Genomic DNA, 14,578 nt, shown 5'->3' on the forward strand with positions numbered 1-14,578 from the left:
TGCTTACTCCTGTCCAACAGCGCGCCGCCCGCCGCGCCAATGAGCGGTATACGGCAACACGAACAAGTACAGCCCCGTCAGCAGAAGCACGACGAGCGGGAGCAGTGCGGAGATACCGACCCAGATGGCGGGCGCCCCCTGCACGCCAGCAATGTTGACGACGATGTTGGCGATGGCGGCAACCGTAAAGGCCATCGAAAACCAGCGGTGGATTTGCCGAATTCCGTTGTCCCAATTCACGCCGGCCTCCGCGCCTGGATCATTTTCCAGCCGTTGCCCGACGGATCGCGGAAGCTTGCGTCCACCGAGCCGTAGCGCTCCATGGGCTCCTGGGTGAACTCCACGCCGCGGGCGCGCATCCGATCATAGGCTCCGCGGCAGTCATCGACGTGGAGCACGAGCGGCGGCATCGCGCCCTTCGCCACCACCTCACGCATGGTCTGCGCGGTCGCGGAATCGAGCGTGGGCGGCGCCGGTGCGAACAGGCCGAGCTGGAACGACGGCTGCTCCGGGTGCTGCACCGTGAGCCAGCGGTAATTGCCGTTCTTCACATCGGTGTGGACCTTGAAGCCGAGCTTGCCGACATAGAAATCCACCGCCTCGTCCTGATCGCGCACATAAAGACCGACCACACCGATACCCTGGCTCATGACACCTCCGTTGGAACCTCGGTTTCTTCGGCCTCGCTTGTATCGGCGGCCTCCTGCCGCCGCTTCTCCGAAACTGCGATTGTGAGGTCGGGCCGATGGGCGGCGCTGACGAAGCAGCCCGGCACACGATCGAGCGCGTGCGCGGCCGCCTTCTCGCGGGCGCGGAGCTCGCTCGGGTTCTCGCCGGTGACGTCGCGGAACACGCGGCCGAACGTGCCCAGGCTCTTCCAGCCGGTCTCGAACGCGATCTCGATGACGGCCAAGTCAGTGTCGCGGAGCAGCGCCGTGGCGCGCTCGAGCCGGCGGGTCAGCAGATACCGGTGCGGCGGAACGCCGAACGCCTCCTTGAACGACCGCGCGAAGTGCGCCTCGGACACGCCGCTCACGTTAGCAAGCCGCCGGACCGGCCACTCCTCGTGCGAGGCGGCGTCCATCCGATCCTTGGCACGCAAGAGGCGGCGCAACAGCGCCGGGTCCTGATTTTTCGGGGCTCGCCCTTCCACGTTTCCGCCTTTTTCCTGCGAGCCGCCGCAAAGAATTTTTCGAAAAGCAGTAGTTTGTGACAGCAATATTACTAATAAATGTCAGCTCGGTTACGCCCAATTTTTGGAGCGGTCCATGAGTTTGCAATGGCCAGCGCGGTCAGGTTCCCGGTCACGTTCCTTGGCTTGGTCGAACCCCGTCGTCAAATGGTGGGGACTGCTGACCTCCGTCAGCGCCATCAACATTGCGGTCTGGTTCGTGCTGTACAGCGAGCTCCACGATCATCGGACCGGCGGTGCGATCTGGTCGCTCGTGACCAACGCGCTCGTGGCACAGCAGCCCGACAGCCCCGGCAGCCCGCCCCTTAACCAGCTCATGCTGATGCTCTGCGCAGCCTATGTGTTCGGCTGCGCCTTCCGATCGCTGCTGCCGCGCGCCGACGTGCAGCGCATCTGTCTGTTCGACACCTGGCTGTCGAGCGTCGTGATCGGACGTTCGGTCGCGACCGTGGCCGAGGTCTGCTTCGTCGCGCAGTGGGCGATCGTCCTGCATCAGCTCGGCGCAATGACCGGTGCGGAAACCGTCCTGACCGCCGCCTGGGTGATCGTGCCGCTGATCGTCGTCGCGGAATGCCTGTCATGGTACGCGGTGCTGACCAAAAACTTCCTCGGCAACGCCATCGAGAACTCGCTCTGGGCCGTCGCCTTCTTCATCATCGGGATCGGCCTGTGCCGGCTGCTACCCGAGTTCGACGGGCTCGCCCGCGCGATCTTCGCCGTCACGATCGTCGGCATCGTCGGCTACCTGGCGTTTCTGATGACGGTCGACGTGCCGATGTATCTCAATCGCTGGCGCGCCCATCTGGCAAACGGCAGCCGGCTTCTCGGACCGCTCGAAGGACTGCGCGATGTGAGCACGCGCTGGGTCGTGACCCACGACATCGCCGAGTGGAAGGACGAGATCCCCTGGATGTCGCTCTATTTCAGCGCAGCCGTGTGGTCGAGCCTGGCGCTCTGCGTGTTCTACGCGTTTGCCGATCATCTGCTGCGTTAAAGCTGATTGGGTTGCCTCGCTCTCTCCCCGTCATCTTGAGGTGCGAGCGCAGCGAGCTTCGAAGGATACGGTCCCAATGGTGCGCCAGCCGGGCCGTCACCCTGAGGCGCTCGGCCCTTGGCCGAGCGCCTCAGGGTGACGGAGATAGAGTGTGCCTGCTGACAGCGCGTCGCGCGATCAGCCGAACGGCTTGATCCAAACCCGATTGTCGTGGAACGCGGCGCCGCCGTAGGGCGCGATCGCGTCCGCGCCGGTCACGGTGTTGATGCCGCGGCCGTCCGGATAGGCATCGTTCGGCCAGATCGACTCCGCGATCAGCACCCCGCGCCGCACGCCCTCGTACACCTTGGCATGCAGCCGCACCTGGCCGCGCTTGTTGCCGATCACCACCTCGGCACCGTCGGCGATGCCAGCCGCGCGCGCGTCGTCGGGATGAATCATCACGTCGGGCCGGCCGCGGTTCTGCGCCTGTGACGACTTGGTCTCGTTGAAGGTCGAGTTGAGGAAGCCGCGCGACGGAGACGTGGCCAGGCGGAACGGATGCTCGGCGTCGGCCTCCTCGATGATGGTCCAGTGATCCGGCAGCTTCGGCATCTTCTCGGCCGGCCCCGCCGGATAGGCGCTGCGGAACGGCACTCTCGGCCAGTCCGGCTTGAAGCGGAACTTGCCGTCGGGATATGCGAAGCCCTTGAGGTAGTGCGCCGTCTCGAAGTCCGGCTGGCAGTCGATCCACTTGTCGCGCTCAAGCCGCTCCAGCGTCCCCCACCCCGACTTCTGCAAGGTCGCGTCGATGATCTCGCGCGCCGTCATGTTGAAGCCCGGGTGCTCGGCACCGAGCCGCTTGGCGAGCCCGCATATCACGGCGTGATTGGGCCGGCACTCGCCCGGCGGCTCGATCAGCTTGGGGCCGAGGATGATGTGCTGGTGGCCGCCGCTCTGATAGACGTCGTCGTGCTCCATGAACATGGTCGCAGGCAGCACGACGTCGGCCATGCGTGCGGTCTCGGTCATGAACTGCTCGTGGACGCAGACGAACAGGTCCTCGCGGGCGAAGCCGCGCTTCACCACCTCCTGGTCGGGACACACCGACACCGGATTGGTGTTCTGGATGAGCATCGCCGCAACCGGCGGTCCGTCTTTCAGCGCCTCGCGGTCGCCGGTCAGCGCCGCGCCGATCCGAGACTGGTCGATCATGCGCACCGACGGATCGCGCACGTCCTGCCCTTCAATGAGCGATTTGTTCCAATGGTAGATGTCGGCGTTGTTGTGGAACGCGCCGCCGCCCTCGTGCAGCCACGCGCCGGTCACGGCCGGAATGCATGCCGCCGCGTGCATGTTGACCGGGCCGTTGCGCGAGCGCGAAAAGCCGTAACCCAAGCGAAAATAGCTGCGCTTGTTTTCGCCGACGAGCTTGGCAAATGCCTCGATGGTCTCCACCGGACAACCGGTGATCGCCGACGCCCATTGCGGATCGCGCGTCTTCAGATGCGCCTCGAGTTCGCGCGGCGCGTCGGTGTAGCGGTCGAGGTAGTCCCAGTCCGCCTTGCCGTCGCGGAACAGGCAATGCATCACCGCGCAGGCGAGAGCGCCGTCGGTGCCGGGCTTCACCATCACGGCGAGATCGGCCTGCTCCATGGTGCCGTTCATGTAGACGTCGACGGCGACGATCTTGGTGCCGCGCTCCTTCCGGGCGCGCGCCGCGTGCGTCATCACGTTGACCTGGGTCGAGACCGGATTGGTGCCCCAGATCACGATGACGTCGGACTTCGACATTTCACGTGGGTCCACACCAGCAATGCGGCCGGTGCCGGCGGCAAAGCCGGTGTAGGCGGCGTTGACGCAGATCGTCGAATGGAAGCCGGAGTATTTTTTGGCATGGCGCAGGCGATGGATGCCGTCGCGCTGCACGAGGCCCATCGTCCCGGCGTAGTAATATGGCCAGACCGATTGCGCGCCGAACCGCCGCTCGGCTTCGAGGAACTTCTCGGCGACCAGATCGAGCGCGTCGTCCCAGGCAATCGGCGCGTAAGAGCCCGAGCCCTTCGGTCCGGTGCGGCGCATCGGCTGCAGGAGCCGGTCGGGATGATGAATACGCTCGGCGTAGCGCGCGACCTTCGCGCAGATCACCCCAGCGGTGTAGCTGTTGTCGGGGGCGCCGCGGACCCGGCCGATGGTGCGCTCGTCGAGCACCTCGACCTCGAGCGCGCAAGTCGACGGGCAATCATGCGGGCAAGCCGAATGGCCGATCCGGATGGGCTGCGGCAGCGGGCGAACGGTCTGATTCATGGTGCGGACCCAAGATAGCCCAACTATGGACCGTTGTCCCGCATCCTCGAACACCCTTCCTTTTGCCTGACACCGACCAGGCGATAGCGGGATCACTCCGGCGGGCGCGACGCCACATATGCCGCGATCGCCAGCATGTCGTCGTTGCTGAGCTTCTCGACCACCTGCCGCATCAATGCGGCTGACGTGCCGACCCGTTCGCCGTTCTGCATGTTCCACATCTGGCGCACGATGTAGTTCGGGTGACGGCCCGCAATGCCCGGCACGTCGCCGAGGCCCTGCAAAGTCTGACCATGGCAGATCGTGCAAGGGACCGTCTTGCCGCCGCCGGTGATCGCGAGCGCCTCGCCCTTCTTGATGCTGCCTTGCGGCACGTATGCGACGAAGCCCGAGCGCGGATCGCGGTAGACCACATCCTCTTCGTTCTCCGGCACTTCGATGATGCGGTTGCCGATCGGCTCGGTGCCGCCGGCCGGATGCAGGAGCCGCTTGTTGCCCGGTCCGACGAAGCTCTTTGGCACCATGTCGGTCTCGACCACGCGGATCCATGACCGGGGCTTGAGCGACGCGAAGTAGTCGGCCGCATCCTTGATCTCGGCGTCCGTGATGACCTTCGCCATCTGCACCATCGTGCCGCCGAACTTGCGGTCGCCGCTCTTCCAGTCGGCCATCTGGCGGGTGAAATAATTCACCGGCAGGCCGGCGACGTAAGCGGACTCGTCATGGCCCGTGCCGATCGGCAGATGACAAGCGCCGCAAGCGCGCACCTGCGTCTCCTTGTTACCGTACTGCACGATCTTCGGCATCGCCGGATACATCGACGGATACCAGTTCGGGATGTCGAAGAAATCATCGGCCTTGGCGCGGGTGATCGAGAGCGTGCTGCCTTGCGGCGCAGCCCGCAACGTCGCGCCATCGATGCGCGGCGCGGGCAGATCTTTCTCGGTGGTGGGGAAGGCCCACTCCGGCTTGTCCGCGGCCGCGGCAAGTGCAGGCGCAAGCACAACAGCGATAACGACGCCGATACGTTTCATGAGAGCTTCCCCCGCAATCATTGTTTTGTTTTCTCGAGTTCGAAATTCTCCGCCGTATACGACGGCGATGCTCACGAACTTCGTCATGTGAGCCTATACAACCCAACGACCTGGACAACACACAAAACAAAAGCGCACCATGACGCCAGAGCCCAACAGAGGCTCATTCGCTAGGGAGGAAGTCATGGGACGCTTCAAGGGGCGCAGGAGTGCGCCCTCTCTTGAATCTGTCGCCGGCAATGGTCTGATCAACCGGCGTGCTTTGCTTGGACAAGGTTTTGCAATTGCGGGAGCCGGCGCAGTCGCCGGCGCAACGGGCGCGGCCGCCGAGCCGCTCCAGGACTATCCGTGGAGTCTCGAATTCGGTCAGTCGACGCCTGCCTTGCAGTCGCCTTCGAAGTTCGAGAAGCAGGTGACGCGGACGCTGAGCAATCCGAAGGACGAGCTCCGCAACTCACACGCCCGCACGCCGCATCACCTGCTCAACGGCACGGTGACGCCGAACAGCATGCACTTCTCGATCAATCACTGCGGCATTCCCGACATCGATCCGCAGCAGCACAAGCTCGTGATCCACGGCATGGTGCGCCAGCCGCTGGAATTCACGCTGGACAAGCTGTCGCGCTATCCGCTCACCACGCGCATGGCGTTCGTCGAATGCGCGGGAAACTCCGCGCCGATGTTCTCCAACGAGCCGATGCAGATCACGGCGCAGGCGATCCACGGCCTCGTGTCGAATTCGGAATGGACCGGCGTGAGGCTCTCGACGCTGCTCGACGAGGCGGGCATCGACCCGAAAGCCAAGTGGCTGGTCGCCGAAGGCGCCGATGCGCAGATGCTCGATCGCAGCATTCCGGTGAAAAAAGCCTATGACGACGCCCTCGTCGCGATCTACCAGAACGGCGAGCGGCTGATGCCCGGTAACGGCTATCCGATGCGGCTCCTGGTCCCTGGCTATCAGGGCAACATGAACGTCAAGTTCCTGCGCCGCATCAAGGCGGTCGATCAGCCGGCGATGACGTTCTTCGAGACCAAGAACTATTCGCAGATCCTGCCTGGCGGAAAGACCTGGCGCTTCCACTTCCTGATGGAGGTGAAGAGCTTCATCACCTACCCGTCGTTCAGCCATCAGCTCAAGGAGCCGGGGATGTACACTATCTCCGGCGTCGCCTATTCGGGCGCCGGCCGCATCTCAAGGGTCATGGTGTCGGCCGACGGCGGCAAGAGTTGGGGCGAAGCCGCGCTGCAAGGCCCGACGCATCCGCAGGCCTTCACGCGCTTCGTCATGCCGTGGCGCTGGGATGGCCAGCCCGCCGTTCTGCAAAGCCGCGCCTGGGACGAGTCCGGCAACGCACAGCCGCTCCGCGCCGACTTCGTCGCGGCACGCGGCCAGACCAAGCAGCCGGTCACCAACCCGCTGATCTTCCCGAACCAGCACTACAACAGCATCACAAGCTGGGGCGTCGACAACAAAGGGGAGATCAAGCATGTCTATGCGTAAGCCGTTCGCTGCTCTTGCGCTTGTGCTCGCCTTCGGTGCGGCCCCCGCGTTTGCGCAGAACGCAGGCCTCGGCAAGCCGATCTCCGAGGCCGACATCAAGCAATGGGATATCGCCATCTTGCCGGACGGCACGGGCCTGCCGCCCGGCAGCGGCACGCCCGCGCAGGGCGCGCAGATCTATGCGCAGAAATGCGTGGCCTGCCACGCCGAGGGAGGCAAAGGCGGCGGCGCTCCGGGCGCAGGCCCATTGGTCGGCGGCGCGCCGCTGACCAACGGCATCGAGACGCAGAAGACCATCGCCAACTACTACGCCTATGCGACGACGATCTTCGACTACATCCGCCGTGGCATGCCGTACACGATGCCGCGGTCGTTGAAGGACGACGAGGTCTATGCGCTCACCGCCTACATCCTCTCGCTCAACAAGCTGATCGGCGAGAACGATGCGATGGACGCCAAGACGCTGCCGCAGGTGAAGATGCCGAACCGGGACAACTTCATCATGCCCTATCCGGATCGCATCTAGCGGTTTCGACCACGCAGAAAGCATGAAGGCCGGGCTTGCCGCCAAGCCCGGCCTTCTCTTTTTGCCCTGAGGTGAAGCGTTACGCTTCTTGCTCCTCGATGTGCCAGACATTCCGGCAGATGGCATAGACGATGATCAGCACCACGACCAGAGCACCGCGAACGCCCCAAATCTTCAAGGCTTCGGCATCGGCGCTGCCGATCAGCCTCTCGCTGATCCGATCAACGATGATCCAGATCACCAGCGCAACGCCGGCCAGGATCTCGTCGAGCTTCAGCTTCCGGTGCCGGCTGACGATCAGATAGCCGAGCGCCATCACGATCAGTCCGCCGACCGGGCCGCCCCAGACGTGAAGCTGGTGCAGCACCGACTCGCTGAACCACCCCACCAGCGCCGGATCGGACACCATGACGTCACCCGCGACCCAGCCGAGCAGCGCGCCGCCGCCCCACACCAGCACGCGGAAGCGCTCGAGCAGCGCCATCAGGATAGCGCTGCCGGCGACGATCAGCGGCACCGAGGTGGCGAGGCCGAAGATGATCAGCGTTGTCTTGATGCTGCCCGCATGGATCGCATCGACTTGTGCCGCGGCGATCTCGGCCGTGGCCGCGATGGCGATCACGTTGTCGAGGCTCATGACGATGTCGGCGATGGCGACGATGCGCACCGCGCGCCATAGCGTTTGTGCGCCTTCCACGCCGTCGTCGTCGCCGTCGGCGTCCTCAGTGACGAGCTTGGTCGCCACGTAGAACAGCAGCGCGCCGCCCACCAGCTTGAGGAACGGGTAGGCCATCGCCTGCGCAATGACCAGCGTGAAGATAACACGCAGCAGCACCGCGACGCCGGCGCCGAGCACCATGCCCCAAAGCCGCTGCTTCGGAGGCAGCGTGAGACACGCCATCGCGATGACGACCGCATTGTCGCCCGACAGAATGACGTTGACGAAGATGATCTTGAGCGCCGCGAGCCAGAATGGCGCGTGCGTAAAGTCCTGCCAAAGAAAGTCCACCGCCCTACCCCTTAGTCTCTTTGGTGCGCCGGCTTAAGACTGCCAAGCCGGCGCCACTCCCCTTTGATACCCGCGGTTTTGCCCGCGAGGCAATCTATCGGCCACAAAGGACTGTTGGCCAGCGGCTCAAGGCCGCAGCGAACAGTCCGTGATCAGCCGACGATCTCGTTGCCGGCGAAGAACTGCGCGATTTCCTGCTTGGCGGTGTCCGCCGCGTCGGAACCATGTACCGAGTTCTCGCCGATCGAACGGGCATGAACCTTGCGGATGGTGTTCGGCGCAGCCTTGGCCGGATCGGTCGCACCCATGACGTCGCGGTACTTGGCGATGGCGCCCTCGCCTTCGAGCACCTGCACGACCACCGGACCGGAGATCATGAAATCGACGAGTTCGCCGAAGAACGGCCGCGCCTTGTGCACGGCATAGAACGTCTCGGCCTGCTCGCGTGTGATGCGAACGCGCTTCTGGGCCACGATCCGCAGGCCAGCCTGCTCGATCATGGCGTTGACGGCGCCCGTGAGATTGCGGGCGGTTGCATCCGGCTTGATGATCGAAAAGGTACGCTCGATCGCCATCGTTTTCAGGTCCCTTCAGGTCAATGCAAAAGCGCACGCGGAACCGGTGCGCGGGGTCGGCGGCTTATAGCCGCCGCGCGGCGAGGCAGCAAGGTTCGCGGTACTGGAACACGGCGGCATCATGGTGCGGTCCCGTTCGCAATCGCACCGAATTCGTCAACGATACCAAGCCTGAACGCCGGTTCAGACGCGAACAATCGTCTGGCTGCCGTGAACCTCTCGCCGTCCCGCCACGACCGATAGCCACGGGATGTGACCAAGCATCACGCAACCAAACAAGGAGAGACCACCATGATCCGTAAGTTCGTTCTGGCCACCGCCGCGGTTGCGGCTCTCGGCGTCGCCTCGCTCAGCGCTTCCACGCCGGCCGCGGCCTGGGGCTGGGGTTACCATCATCACCATCACGGCTACTGGGGTGGCGGCTACGGCTTCTATCGCGCCGGCTACGACTCCTGCTGGCGCAACGTGTGGCGCGTCAATCGCTTCGGCGAGACCGTGCTGCGCCGCGTCTACGTCTGCTACTAACAGCAGAAGACCGGTTGAAACCGGCGACGGCCCCGGTCTCGCATGCGAGGCCGGGGCTTGTCGCTGCAGTCAGATCAACGCGATCAGCCGTAGTAGCGCGCCGGTCGCGTCCTTCACCTTGCGCAGCGCGGCCCGCTCGGCCATAGAGCGCGCCATGCTGATCATCAACGACCTTTCGGTGCGGGTTGCCGGACGTCTGCTCATCGAGGAGGCAGCGGTCAGGATTCCGGAAGGCGCCCGCATCGGCTTCGTCGGCAGGAACGGCAGCGGCAAGAGCACGCTCTTCAACGTCATCACCCACGATGTTGCGGCCGAGCATGGCGAGATCGAAATCCCACCTCGCTGGCGGCTCGGCCGCCTCGCGCAGGAAGCGCCGAACGGCCCGGAAAGCCTGATCGACGTGGTGCTTGCAGCCGACACCGAGCGCAGCGCGCTGATGCAACGCGCCGAGACCGAGCAGGATCCGCACGAGCTGGCCGATATCCACACGCGGCTCGCCGACATGAACGCTTATGCGGCGCCGGCGCGCGCCGCCGCGATCCTGTCGGGCCTCGGTTTCTCCGCGGCTGACCAGCAGCGTCCCTGCTCGGAATTCTCCGGCGGCTGGCGCATGCGGGTCGCGCTCGCGGCGACGCTGTTCACCGAGCCAGATCTGCTCCTGCTCGACGAGCCGACCAATTATCTCGACCTCGAAGGCACGCTCTGGCTTCAGGACCATCTGGCGCGCTATCCGCGCACCATGATCGTCATCAGCCATGACCGCGACATGCTCGACACTTCGGTGAATCAAATTCTCTCGCTGGAGAACCGCAAACTCACGCTTTACCGCGGCGGCTATTCGGACTTCGAGCGGCTGCGCGCCGAACGGCTGATGCTCGATCAGAAGATGGCCAAGAAGCAGGAGGCGCAGCGAAAGCACGTCCAGGCTTTCATCGACCGCTTCAAGGCCAAGGCGACCAAGGCCCGCCAGGCGCAGTCGCGCGTCAAGATGCTGGAGAAGATGGGGCCAGTCATGGCCGTCGTCACCAGCGAGGTGCTGCCGATCAGGATTCCAGCGCCGGACCGATTGCTGTCGCCGCCGATCATTGCAATCGACGACGTCAAGGTCGGCTACACGCCCGGCAAGCCGGTGCTGCGCGATATTGCGCTACGCATCGACAACGACGACCGCATCGCGCTGTTGGGCTCCAACGGTAACGGCAAGTCGACGCTGATAAAGCTGATTGCCGGACGGCTTGAGCCCTTTGAAGGCAGCGTCACCCGCGCGTCGCGGCTGAAGATCGCCTACTTCGCGCAGCATCAGCTCGACGAACTGGAGTCCGACGCGACGGTCTACGATCACGTCCGGAAGCTTCTGCCGGATGCGCCCGAGACCAAGGTGCGTGCGGTCGCGGGCTCGTTCGGCTTTTCGGCCGAAAACGCCGACAAGAAGATCGAAAAGCTGTCCGGCGGCGAGAAGGCGCGACTGACGATGGGGCTCGCGACGTTCGATGCCCCTCACCTGCTGATCCTCGACGAGCCGACCAACCATCTCGACATCGACAGCCGCGCCGCGCTCATCGAGGCGATCAACGATTTTCCGGGCGCGACCATCCTGGTGTCGCACGACCGCCATCTGCTCGATGCCTGCGCCGACCGGCTGTTGCTGATCGCCAACGGCAAGGTCACGCCGTTCGACGGCGATCTCGACGACTACCGGCGGCAGGTCCTGTCCGACCGCGACGAAAGCCGCGATGAACGCCCGCGCAAGCCCGTGTCCAAGGAGCCGAAAGCCGGCGTCCCGCGCATCAACAAGAAGCCGCTGCGCGATCGTGTCACGCGTGCCGAGGCCGAGATCGCGCGATTGACGAAAGAGATCGAGAAGCTCGACTCGGCGCTCGCTGATGGCGCGCTGTTCACCCGCGATCCGGTCAAGGCCGCGGCGACCGCAAAGTCGCGCGCCACCTGCGCGGACGCGCTCGCCAAGGCCGAAGAGGACTGGCTCGAAGCCGGCGCGGCGCTGGAGGCCGCGGCGGAATAGCGCTTATTGAACCTGCACAGTCGCCTGTTGCGGCTTCGGCTTCGGCTTAGGCTTGGCCGCGGGCTTCTTGGATTTCTTGGCGACCTTCGGCTCGGGCGGCAGCTCGGCCCCACGCTCCATCGACTTCAGGCGGCCGTCGACGAAGCTGTAGATGCCCGGCCGCGGACCAGCATTGTAGGTCAGCGTCGCGGTGCGCTCTCTGCGGTCGTTGGCTCCAAGGTCGACGCGCGCCGGAATGCCCGCGCGCTTCACCACGTCGCACTCGCTCATGTCCAAAGCCACGGCGGAAGGAAGCAGGGCTATTCCCCCGTCTGTCACCGGCTCCGGCGCCGGAGCGCCAACTTGATCGGCAGCGGCCGGAGCCGGCGCGGGCGCCGCATACGCATTGGCGCAACGGCCGCTCGCATCCACCAGGTCCTCGGGTGGAACCGGCGGCAGAACTTTTTCTTTGACGTTGGTCACCGACAGCGGCCGGAAGATCGAGTCCGACGTCGGGGCGCGGAACGAATCCCAGTCTGGCGCCGCACAGGCGCCGAGTGAAAGCATCGCCGGCAGGGCCAGCACTCCCAAAGACAGGCGTCTTGCGGCCAGTTTCAAAATCGAAGTCCCTGCATTCGTTCCCCCCGGAACGACCTCAACATCAACTTTGCGTCACCTTCGCGGCGACGGCAACCTTTCTCAACCGGCGCCACAGCGGTTAACGCCCTCAGGCTTTCTTGACCCACCGCCCCTGCTCGTCCGGCTGCCAATAGGCGACCTCGAATCCCTGCGCCTTGGCTGCGGTCCAATGGGAACGGGCGGCCGCCACCGCATCCTCGTCCTCGCCGTCGAACATCAGCACGATGCGGTTGTAAGCCGCAGCATCCGGCGGCATCGGCACATTGTCGATCAGGAACCGCACGGTGGCGCCGTTCGGATTGTGCTCGGCGGTGGTGAGCAGGATCGGATGCAGCGGCGCGTCATTGTCGCGCGCGGTGCCATGCGGCAGGAAGTTCGCATCGTTGTAAGTCCAAAGATGCGTATCGAGCGCTTCGACCCGCTCGTCGGAGGCCGCCTGCACCACCACGCGCCAACCGCGCTCGTAGGATTTCTCCAAAAGTTCCGGAAGCGCTTTCTCAAGCGGTTTGCGGATCAGATGGTAGAAGACGACTTCGGTCATTGCTCGTTTCGGAGTTGCCTCACCGCTCGTAGTGATCTTCCACGAGCTGATTGAGCAGCCGTACGCCCCAGCCCGAGCTCCAGCTCTTGTTGATATCGGTCTGCGGCGAGCCGAGCGCAGTGCCCGCGATGTCGAGATGCACCCACGGCGTCTTGTCGACGAAACGCGCGAGCAGTTGCGCTGCCGTGATCGAGCCGCCCCAGCGGCCGCCGGTGTTCTTCATATCGGCGAATTTGGAATCGATCTGCTTGTCGTATTCCGGCCCGAGCGGCATGCGCCACACCCGTTCCATGGTGTCCTGCCCCGCCCGCGTCAGCCGGTCGCAGAGCCGGTCGTCGTTGCCGAACATGCCGGCATATTCCTGACCGAGCGCCACGATGATCGCACCCGTGAGCGTGGCGAGATCGATCATGAACTTCGGCTTGTCCCTGGTGTTCACGTAATGCAGCACGTCAGCCAGCACGAGACGGCCTTCGGCATCGGTGTTGATGATCTCGATGGTCTGGCCGTTCATGGTCTTGACGATGTCGCCCGGCCGCTGCGCGTTGCCGTCCGGCATGTTCTCGACGCAACCGATGGCACCGACGGCGTTGACCTTGGCTTTCCTCGCCGCAAGCGCATGCATCAGGCCGACCACGCAGGCCGCGCCCGCCATGTCACCCTTCATGTCCTCCATGCCCGACGCGGGCTTGATCGAAATGCCGCCGGTGTCGAAGCACACGCCCTTGCCGATGAAGGCCACCGGCGCATCTTTCTTCTTGCCGCCGTTCCAACGCATGATCACGACACGGCTGTCCTTGCGCGAGCCCTGTCCCACGCCCAGCAACGCGTTCATGCCGAGCTTCTTCATCGCCGGCACGTCCAGCACCTCGACGGTGACGCCGAGCTTTCTCAGAGCGCCGCAGCGCTTGGCGAACTCGTCGGGGTAAAGCACGTTGGCCGGCTCGTTGATCAGGTCGCGCGCCATGATGACGCCGTCGGCGACCGGCTCGCGCGACTGCTCCCATGCCTTTTTGGCCTGCGACGCATTGGCCACCGCGATGGTGATCGCGGGCTTCTCCGGGGCCTCCTCGCCCTCCTTGCGCTTGGTCTTGTAGCGGTCGAACACGTAGGCGCGGAGCTGGGTGCCAAGCGCGAGCTCGGCGGCCTGGTCGGGCTTGAGCGAGCCCCCGGCAAACTCGGCAAAGATTGTGGCGGCCGCGGCGCGCGATGGGACCTTGCCCATCGCGATACCGCCAAGCTTGACGTAGTCCTGGGACTTGAGCTTGCCGCCCTTGCCGGCGCCGATCACGACGAGACGGGCGACCTTCAGGCCCGTCGGCGCCGCAATGTCCAGGATGCTGCCGCTCTTGCCCGTGAACTTCTCGCCCTCGGCTGCCCGCTTGATCTGGGCGTCGGCCGGCGCCAGCGCCTTGCGGGTGGCGGAACCGAATTTCAGCCCTTCTTCGCAGAACACAATGAGAACACCAGCGTCCGGCGTCGCGAACGGGGCGAAGGCAAGCTTACGGTCATCGGCCATCGGGGGTCCTTTCCGGCTCAAATCGCAGGCTGGACGTTATGGCCCGGCTTGAGCCAACTGCAAAGCCACGGTTCCCAGCCTTCTGTCAAAAGCGCCCTTTCACCCATTGCGCAGATGCGGAATCGGACGCAAAAAGGAGGCCCGGCGGCGTGCATGGCATTAACCATTTGTTGTGCGCGTTCAACGGGTTTGCCTTTCAGAAGCCACGTTGTGGGCGGATCAAGGCAGAGGAAATTTT

The 14,578-nt window shown here is 64.6% G+C and carries 15 protein-coding genes; 5 read left to right on the forward strand and 10 right to left on the reverse strand.

What is annotated here, in order from left to right:
- Positions 1–3: 3 nt before the first annotated feature.
- From RHPLAN_RS24125 to RHPLAN_RS24135, 3 genes are read right to left on the reverse strand one after another with little or no spacing between them, the layout of a single operon-like run.
- Positions 4–240 (reverse strand): hypothetical protein, encoded by a 237-nt coding sequence (locus RHPLAN_RS24125; RefSeq protein WP_068023087.1) that lies wholly within the window; start codon positions 238–240, stop codon positions 4–6.
- Entirely contained in the window at positions 237–650 is a 414-nt protein-coding gene (locus RHPLAN_RS24130) for a VOC family protein (protein ID WP_068023089.1), read from the reverse strand. Before RHPLAN_RS24130 ends, RHPLAN_RS24125 begins: the two co-directional genes overlap by 4 nt.
- Complete coding sequence (locus RHPLAN_RS24135; protein WP_084246613.1) at positions 647–1,084, reverse strand: helix-turn-helix transcriptional regulator; 438 nt, start codon at positions 1,082–1,084, stop codon at positions 647–649. Before RHPLAN_RS24135 ends, RHPLAN_RS24130 begins: the two co-directional genes overlap by 4 nt.
- Positions 1,085–1,268: 184 nt before the next feature.
- On the opposite strand from RHPLAN_RS24135, the gene RHPLAN_RS24140 reads away from it, so the two are divergent.
- Positions 1,269–2,186 (forward strand): hypothetical protein, encoded by a 918-nt coding sequence (locus RHPLAN_RS24140; protein WP_068023105.1) that lies wholly within the window; start codon positions 1,269–1,271, stop codon positions 2,184–2,186.
- A 177-nt stretch (positions 2,187–2,363) separates the two neighbouring features.
- Here RHPLAN_RS24140 and RHPLAN_RS24145 read toward each other — a convergent pair whose 3' ends face one another.
- Both RHPLAN_RS24145 and RHPLAN_RS24150 read right to left on the reverse strand, forming a co-directional pair.
- The gene (locus tag RHPLAN_RS24145) at positions 2,364–4,472 is read right to left on the reverse strand and encodes a molybdopterin oxidoreductase family protein (RefSeq protein ID WP_068023113.1); all 2,109 of its coding nucleotides are present in this window, start codon (positions 4,470–4,472) and stop codon (positions 2,364–2,366) included.
- A 92-nt stretch (positions 4,473–4,564) separates the two neighbouring features.
- Complete coding sequence (locus RHPLAN_RS24150; RefSeq protein ID WP_157100445.1) at positions 4,565–5,506, reverse strand: c-type cytochrome; 942 nt, start codon at positions 5,504–5,506, stop codon at positions 4,565–4,567.
- Between the two features lie 184 nt (positions 5,507–5,690).
- Here RHPLAN_RS24150 and soxC point away from each other — a divergent pair, with 184 nt between their 5' ends.
- On the forward strand, positions 5,691–7,007 hold the full coding sequence (gene soxC, locus RHPLAN_RS24155) for a sulfite dehydrogenase (protein ID WP_084245457.1): 1,317 nt from the start codon (positions 5,691–5,693) through the stop codon (positions 7,005–7,007).
- Positions 6,994–7,533 (forward strand): c-type cytochrome, encoded by a 540-nt coding sequence (locus tag RHPLAN_RS24160; RefSeq protein WP_198164469.1) that lies wholly within the window; start codon positions 6,994–6,996, stop codon positions 7,531–7,533. Before soxC ends, RHPLAN_RS24160 begins: the two co-directional genes overlap by 14 nt.
- A 79-nt stretch (positions 7,534–7,612) precedes the next feature.
- Here the strand turns inward: RHPLAN_RS24160 and RHPLAN_RS24165 are convergent, their stop codons facing one another.
- Positions 7,613–8,542, reverse strand: a complete 930-nt coding sequence (locus RHPLAN_RS24165; RefSeq protein WP_068023123.1) for a YjbE family putative metal transport protein — start codon at positions 8,540–8,542, stop codon at positions 7,613–7,615.
- 152 nt (positions 8,543–8,694) lie between these two features.
- Complete coding sequence (gene ndk, locus RHPLAN_RS24170) at positions 8,695–9,117, reverse strand: nucleoside-diphosphate kinase (protein WP_068023128.1); 423 nt, start codon at positions 9,115–9,117, stop codon at positions 8,695–8,697.
- Positions 9,118–9,408: 291 nt separating this feature from the next.
- Between ndk and RHPLAN_RS24175 the strand changes: the two genes are divergently transcribed.
- Positions 9,409–9,642, forward strand: coding sequence for a hypothetical protein (locus RHPLAN_RS24175; protein ID WP_068023131.1), 234 nt, complete (start codon positions 9,409–9,411; stop codon positions 9,640–9,642).
- Positions 9,643–9,796: 154 nt separating this feature from the next.
- Positions 9,797–11,662: an ABC-F family ATP-binding cassette domain-containing protein gene (locus RHPLAN_RS24180; RefSeq protein WP_068023133.1), complete on the forward strand. Its 1,866-nt coding sequence runs from the start codon at positions 9,797–9,799 to the stop codon at positions 11,660–11,662.
- A 3-nt stretch (positions 11,663–11,665) separates the two neighbouring features.
- Here RHPLAN_RS24180 and RHPLAN_RS24185 read toward each other — a convergent pair whose 3' ends face one another.
- The 3 genes from RHPLAN_RS24185 to RHPLAN_RS24195 all read right to left on the reverse strand — a co-directional run bounded on the left by RHPLAN_RS24185 (position 11,666) and on the right by RHPLAN_RS24195 (position 14,340).
- Positions 11,666–12,232 (reverse strand): hypothetical protein, encoded by a 567-nt coding sequence (locus RHPLAN_RS24185; RefSeq protein WP_157100446.1) that lies wholly within the window; start codon positions 12,230–12,232, stop codon positions 11,666–11,668.
- Between the two features lie 136 nt (positions 12,233–12,368).
- Entirely contained in the window at positions 12,369–12,821 is a 453-nt protein-coding gene (locus RHPLAN_RS24190; protein ID WP_068023139.1) for a DNA polymerase III subunit chi, read from the reverse strand.
- Between the two features lie 19 nt (positions 12,822–12,840).
- Positions 12,841–14,340, reverse strand: coding sequence for a leucyl aminopeptidase (locus tag RHPLAN_RS24195; protein ID WP_068023142.1), 1,500 nt, complete (start codon positions 14,338–14,340; stop codon positions 12,841–12,843).
- Positions 14,341–14,578: the final 238 nt, after the last annotated feature.

The organism is Rhodoplanes sp. Z2-YC6860, assembly GCF_001579845.1.
Classification (GTDB): domain Bacteria; phylum Pseudomonadota; class Alphaproteobacteria; order Rhizobiales; family Xanthobacteraceae; genus Z2-YC6860.

What these genes read in the sequence shown, in the direction of transcription:
- ndk (WP_068023128.1), bottom strand. Translation starts at nt 9,117, where the DNA reads ATGGCGATCGAGCGTACCTTTTCGATCATCAAGCCGGATGCAACCGCC.
- RHPLAN_RS24150 (WP_157100445.1), bottom strand. Translation starts at nt 5,506, where the DNA reads ATGAAACGTATCGGCGTCGTTATCGCTGTTGTGCTTGCGCCTGCACTT.
- RHPLAN_RS24135 (WP_084246613.1), bottom strand. Translation starts at nt 1,084, where the DNA reads ATGGACGCCGCCTCGCACGAGGAGTGGCCGGTCCGGCGGCTTGCTAAC.
- RHPLAN_RS24140 (WP_068023105.1), top strand. Translation starts at nt 1,269, where the DNA reads ATGAGTTTGCAATGGCCAGCGCGGTCAGGTTCCCGGTCACGTTCCTTG.
- soxC (WP_084245457.1), top strand. Translation starts at nt 5,691, where the DNA reads ATGGGACGCTTCAAGGGGCGCAGGAGTGCGCCCTCTCTTGAATCTGTC.
- RHPLAN_RS24180 (WP_068023133.1), top strand. Translation starts at nt 9,797, where the DNA reads ATGCTGATCATCAACGACCTTTCGGTGCGGGTTGCCGGACGTCTGCTC.
- RHPLAN_RS24145 (WP_068023113.1), bottom strand. Translation starts at nt 4,472, where the DNA reads ATGAATCAGACCGTTCGCCCGCTGCCGCAGCCCATCCGGATCGGCCAT.
- RHPLAN_RS24130 (WP_068023089.1), bottom strand. Translation starts at nt 650, where the DNA reads ATGAGCCAGGGTATCGGTGTGGTCGGTCTTTATGTGCGCGATCAGGAC.
- RHPLAN_RS24190 (WP_068023139.1), bottom strand. Translation starts at nt 12,821, where the DNA reads ATGACCGAAGTCGTCTTCTACCATCTGATCCGCAAACCGCTTGAGAAA.
- RHPLAN_RS24160 (WP_198164469.1), top strand. Translation starts at nt 6,994, where the DNA reads ATGTCTATGCGTAAGCCGTTCGCTGCTCTTGCGCTTGTGCTCGCCTTC.
- RHPLAN_RS24195 (WP_068023142.1), bottom strand. Translation starts at nt 14,340, where the DNA reads ATGGCCGATGACCGTAAGCTTGCCTTCGCCCCGTTCGCGACGCCGGAC.
- RHPLAN_RS24175 (WP_068023131.1), top strand. Translation starts at nt 9,409, where the DNA reads ATGATCCGTAAGTTCGTTCTGGCCACCGCCGCGGTTGCGGCTCTCGGC.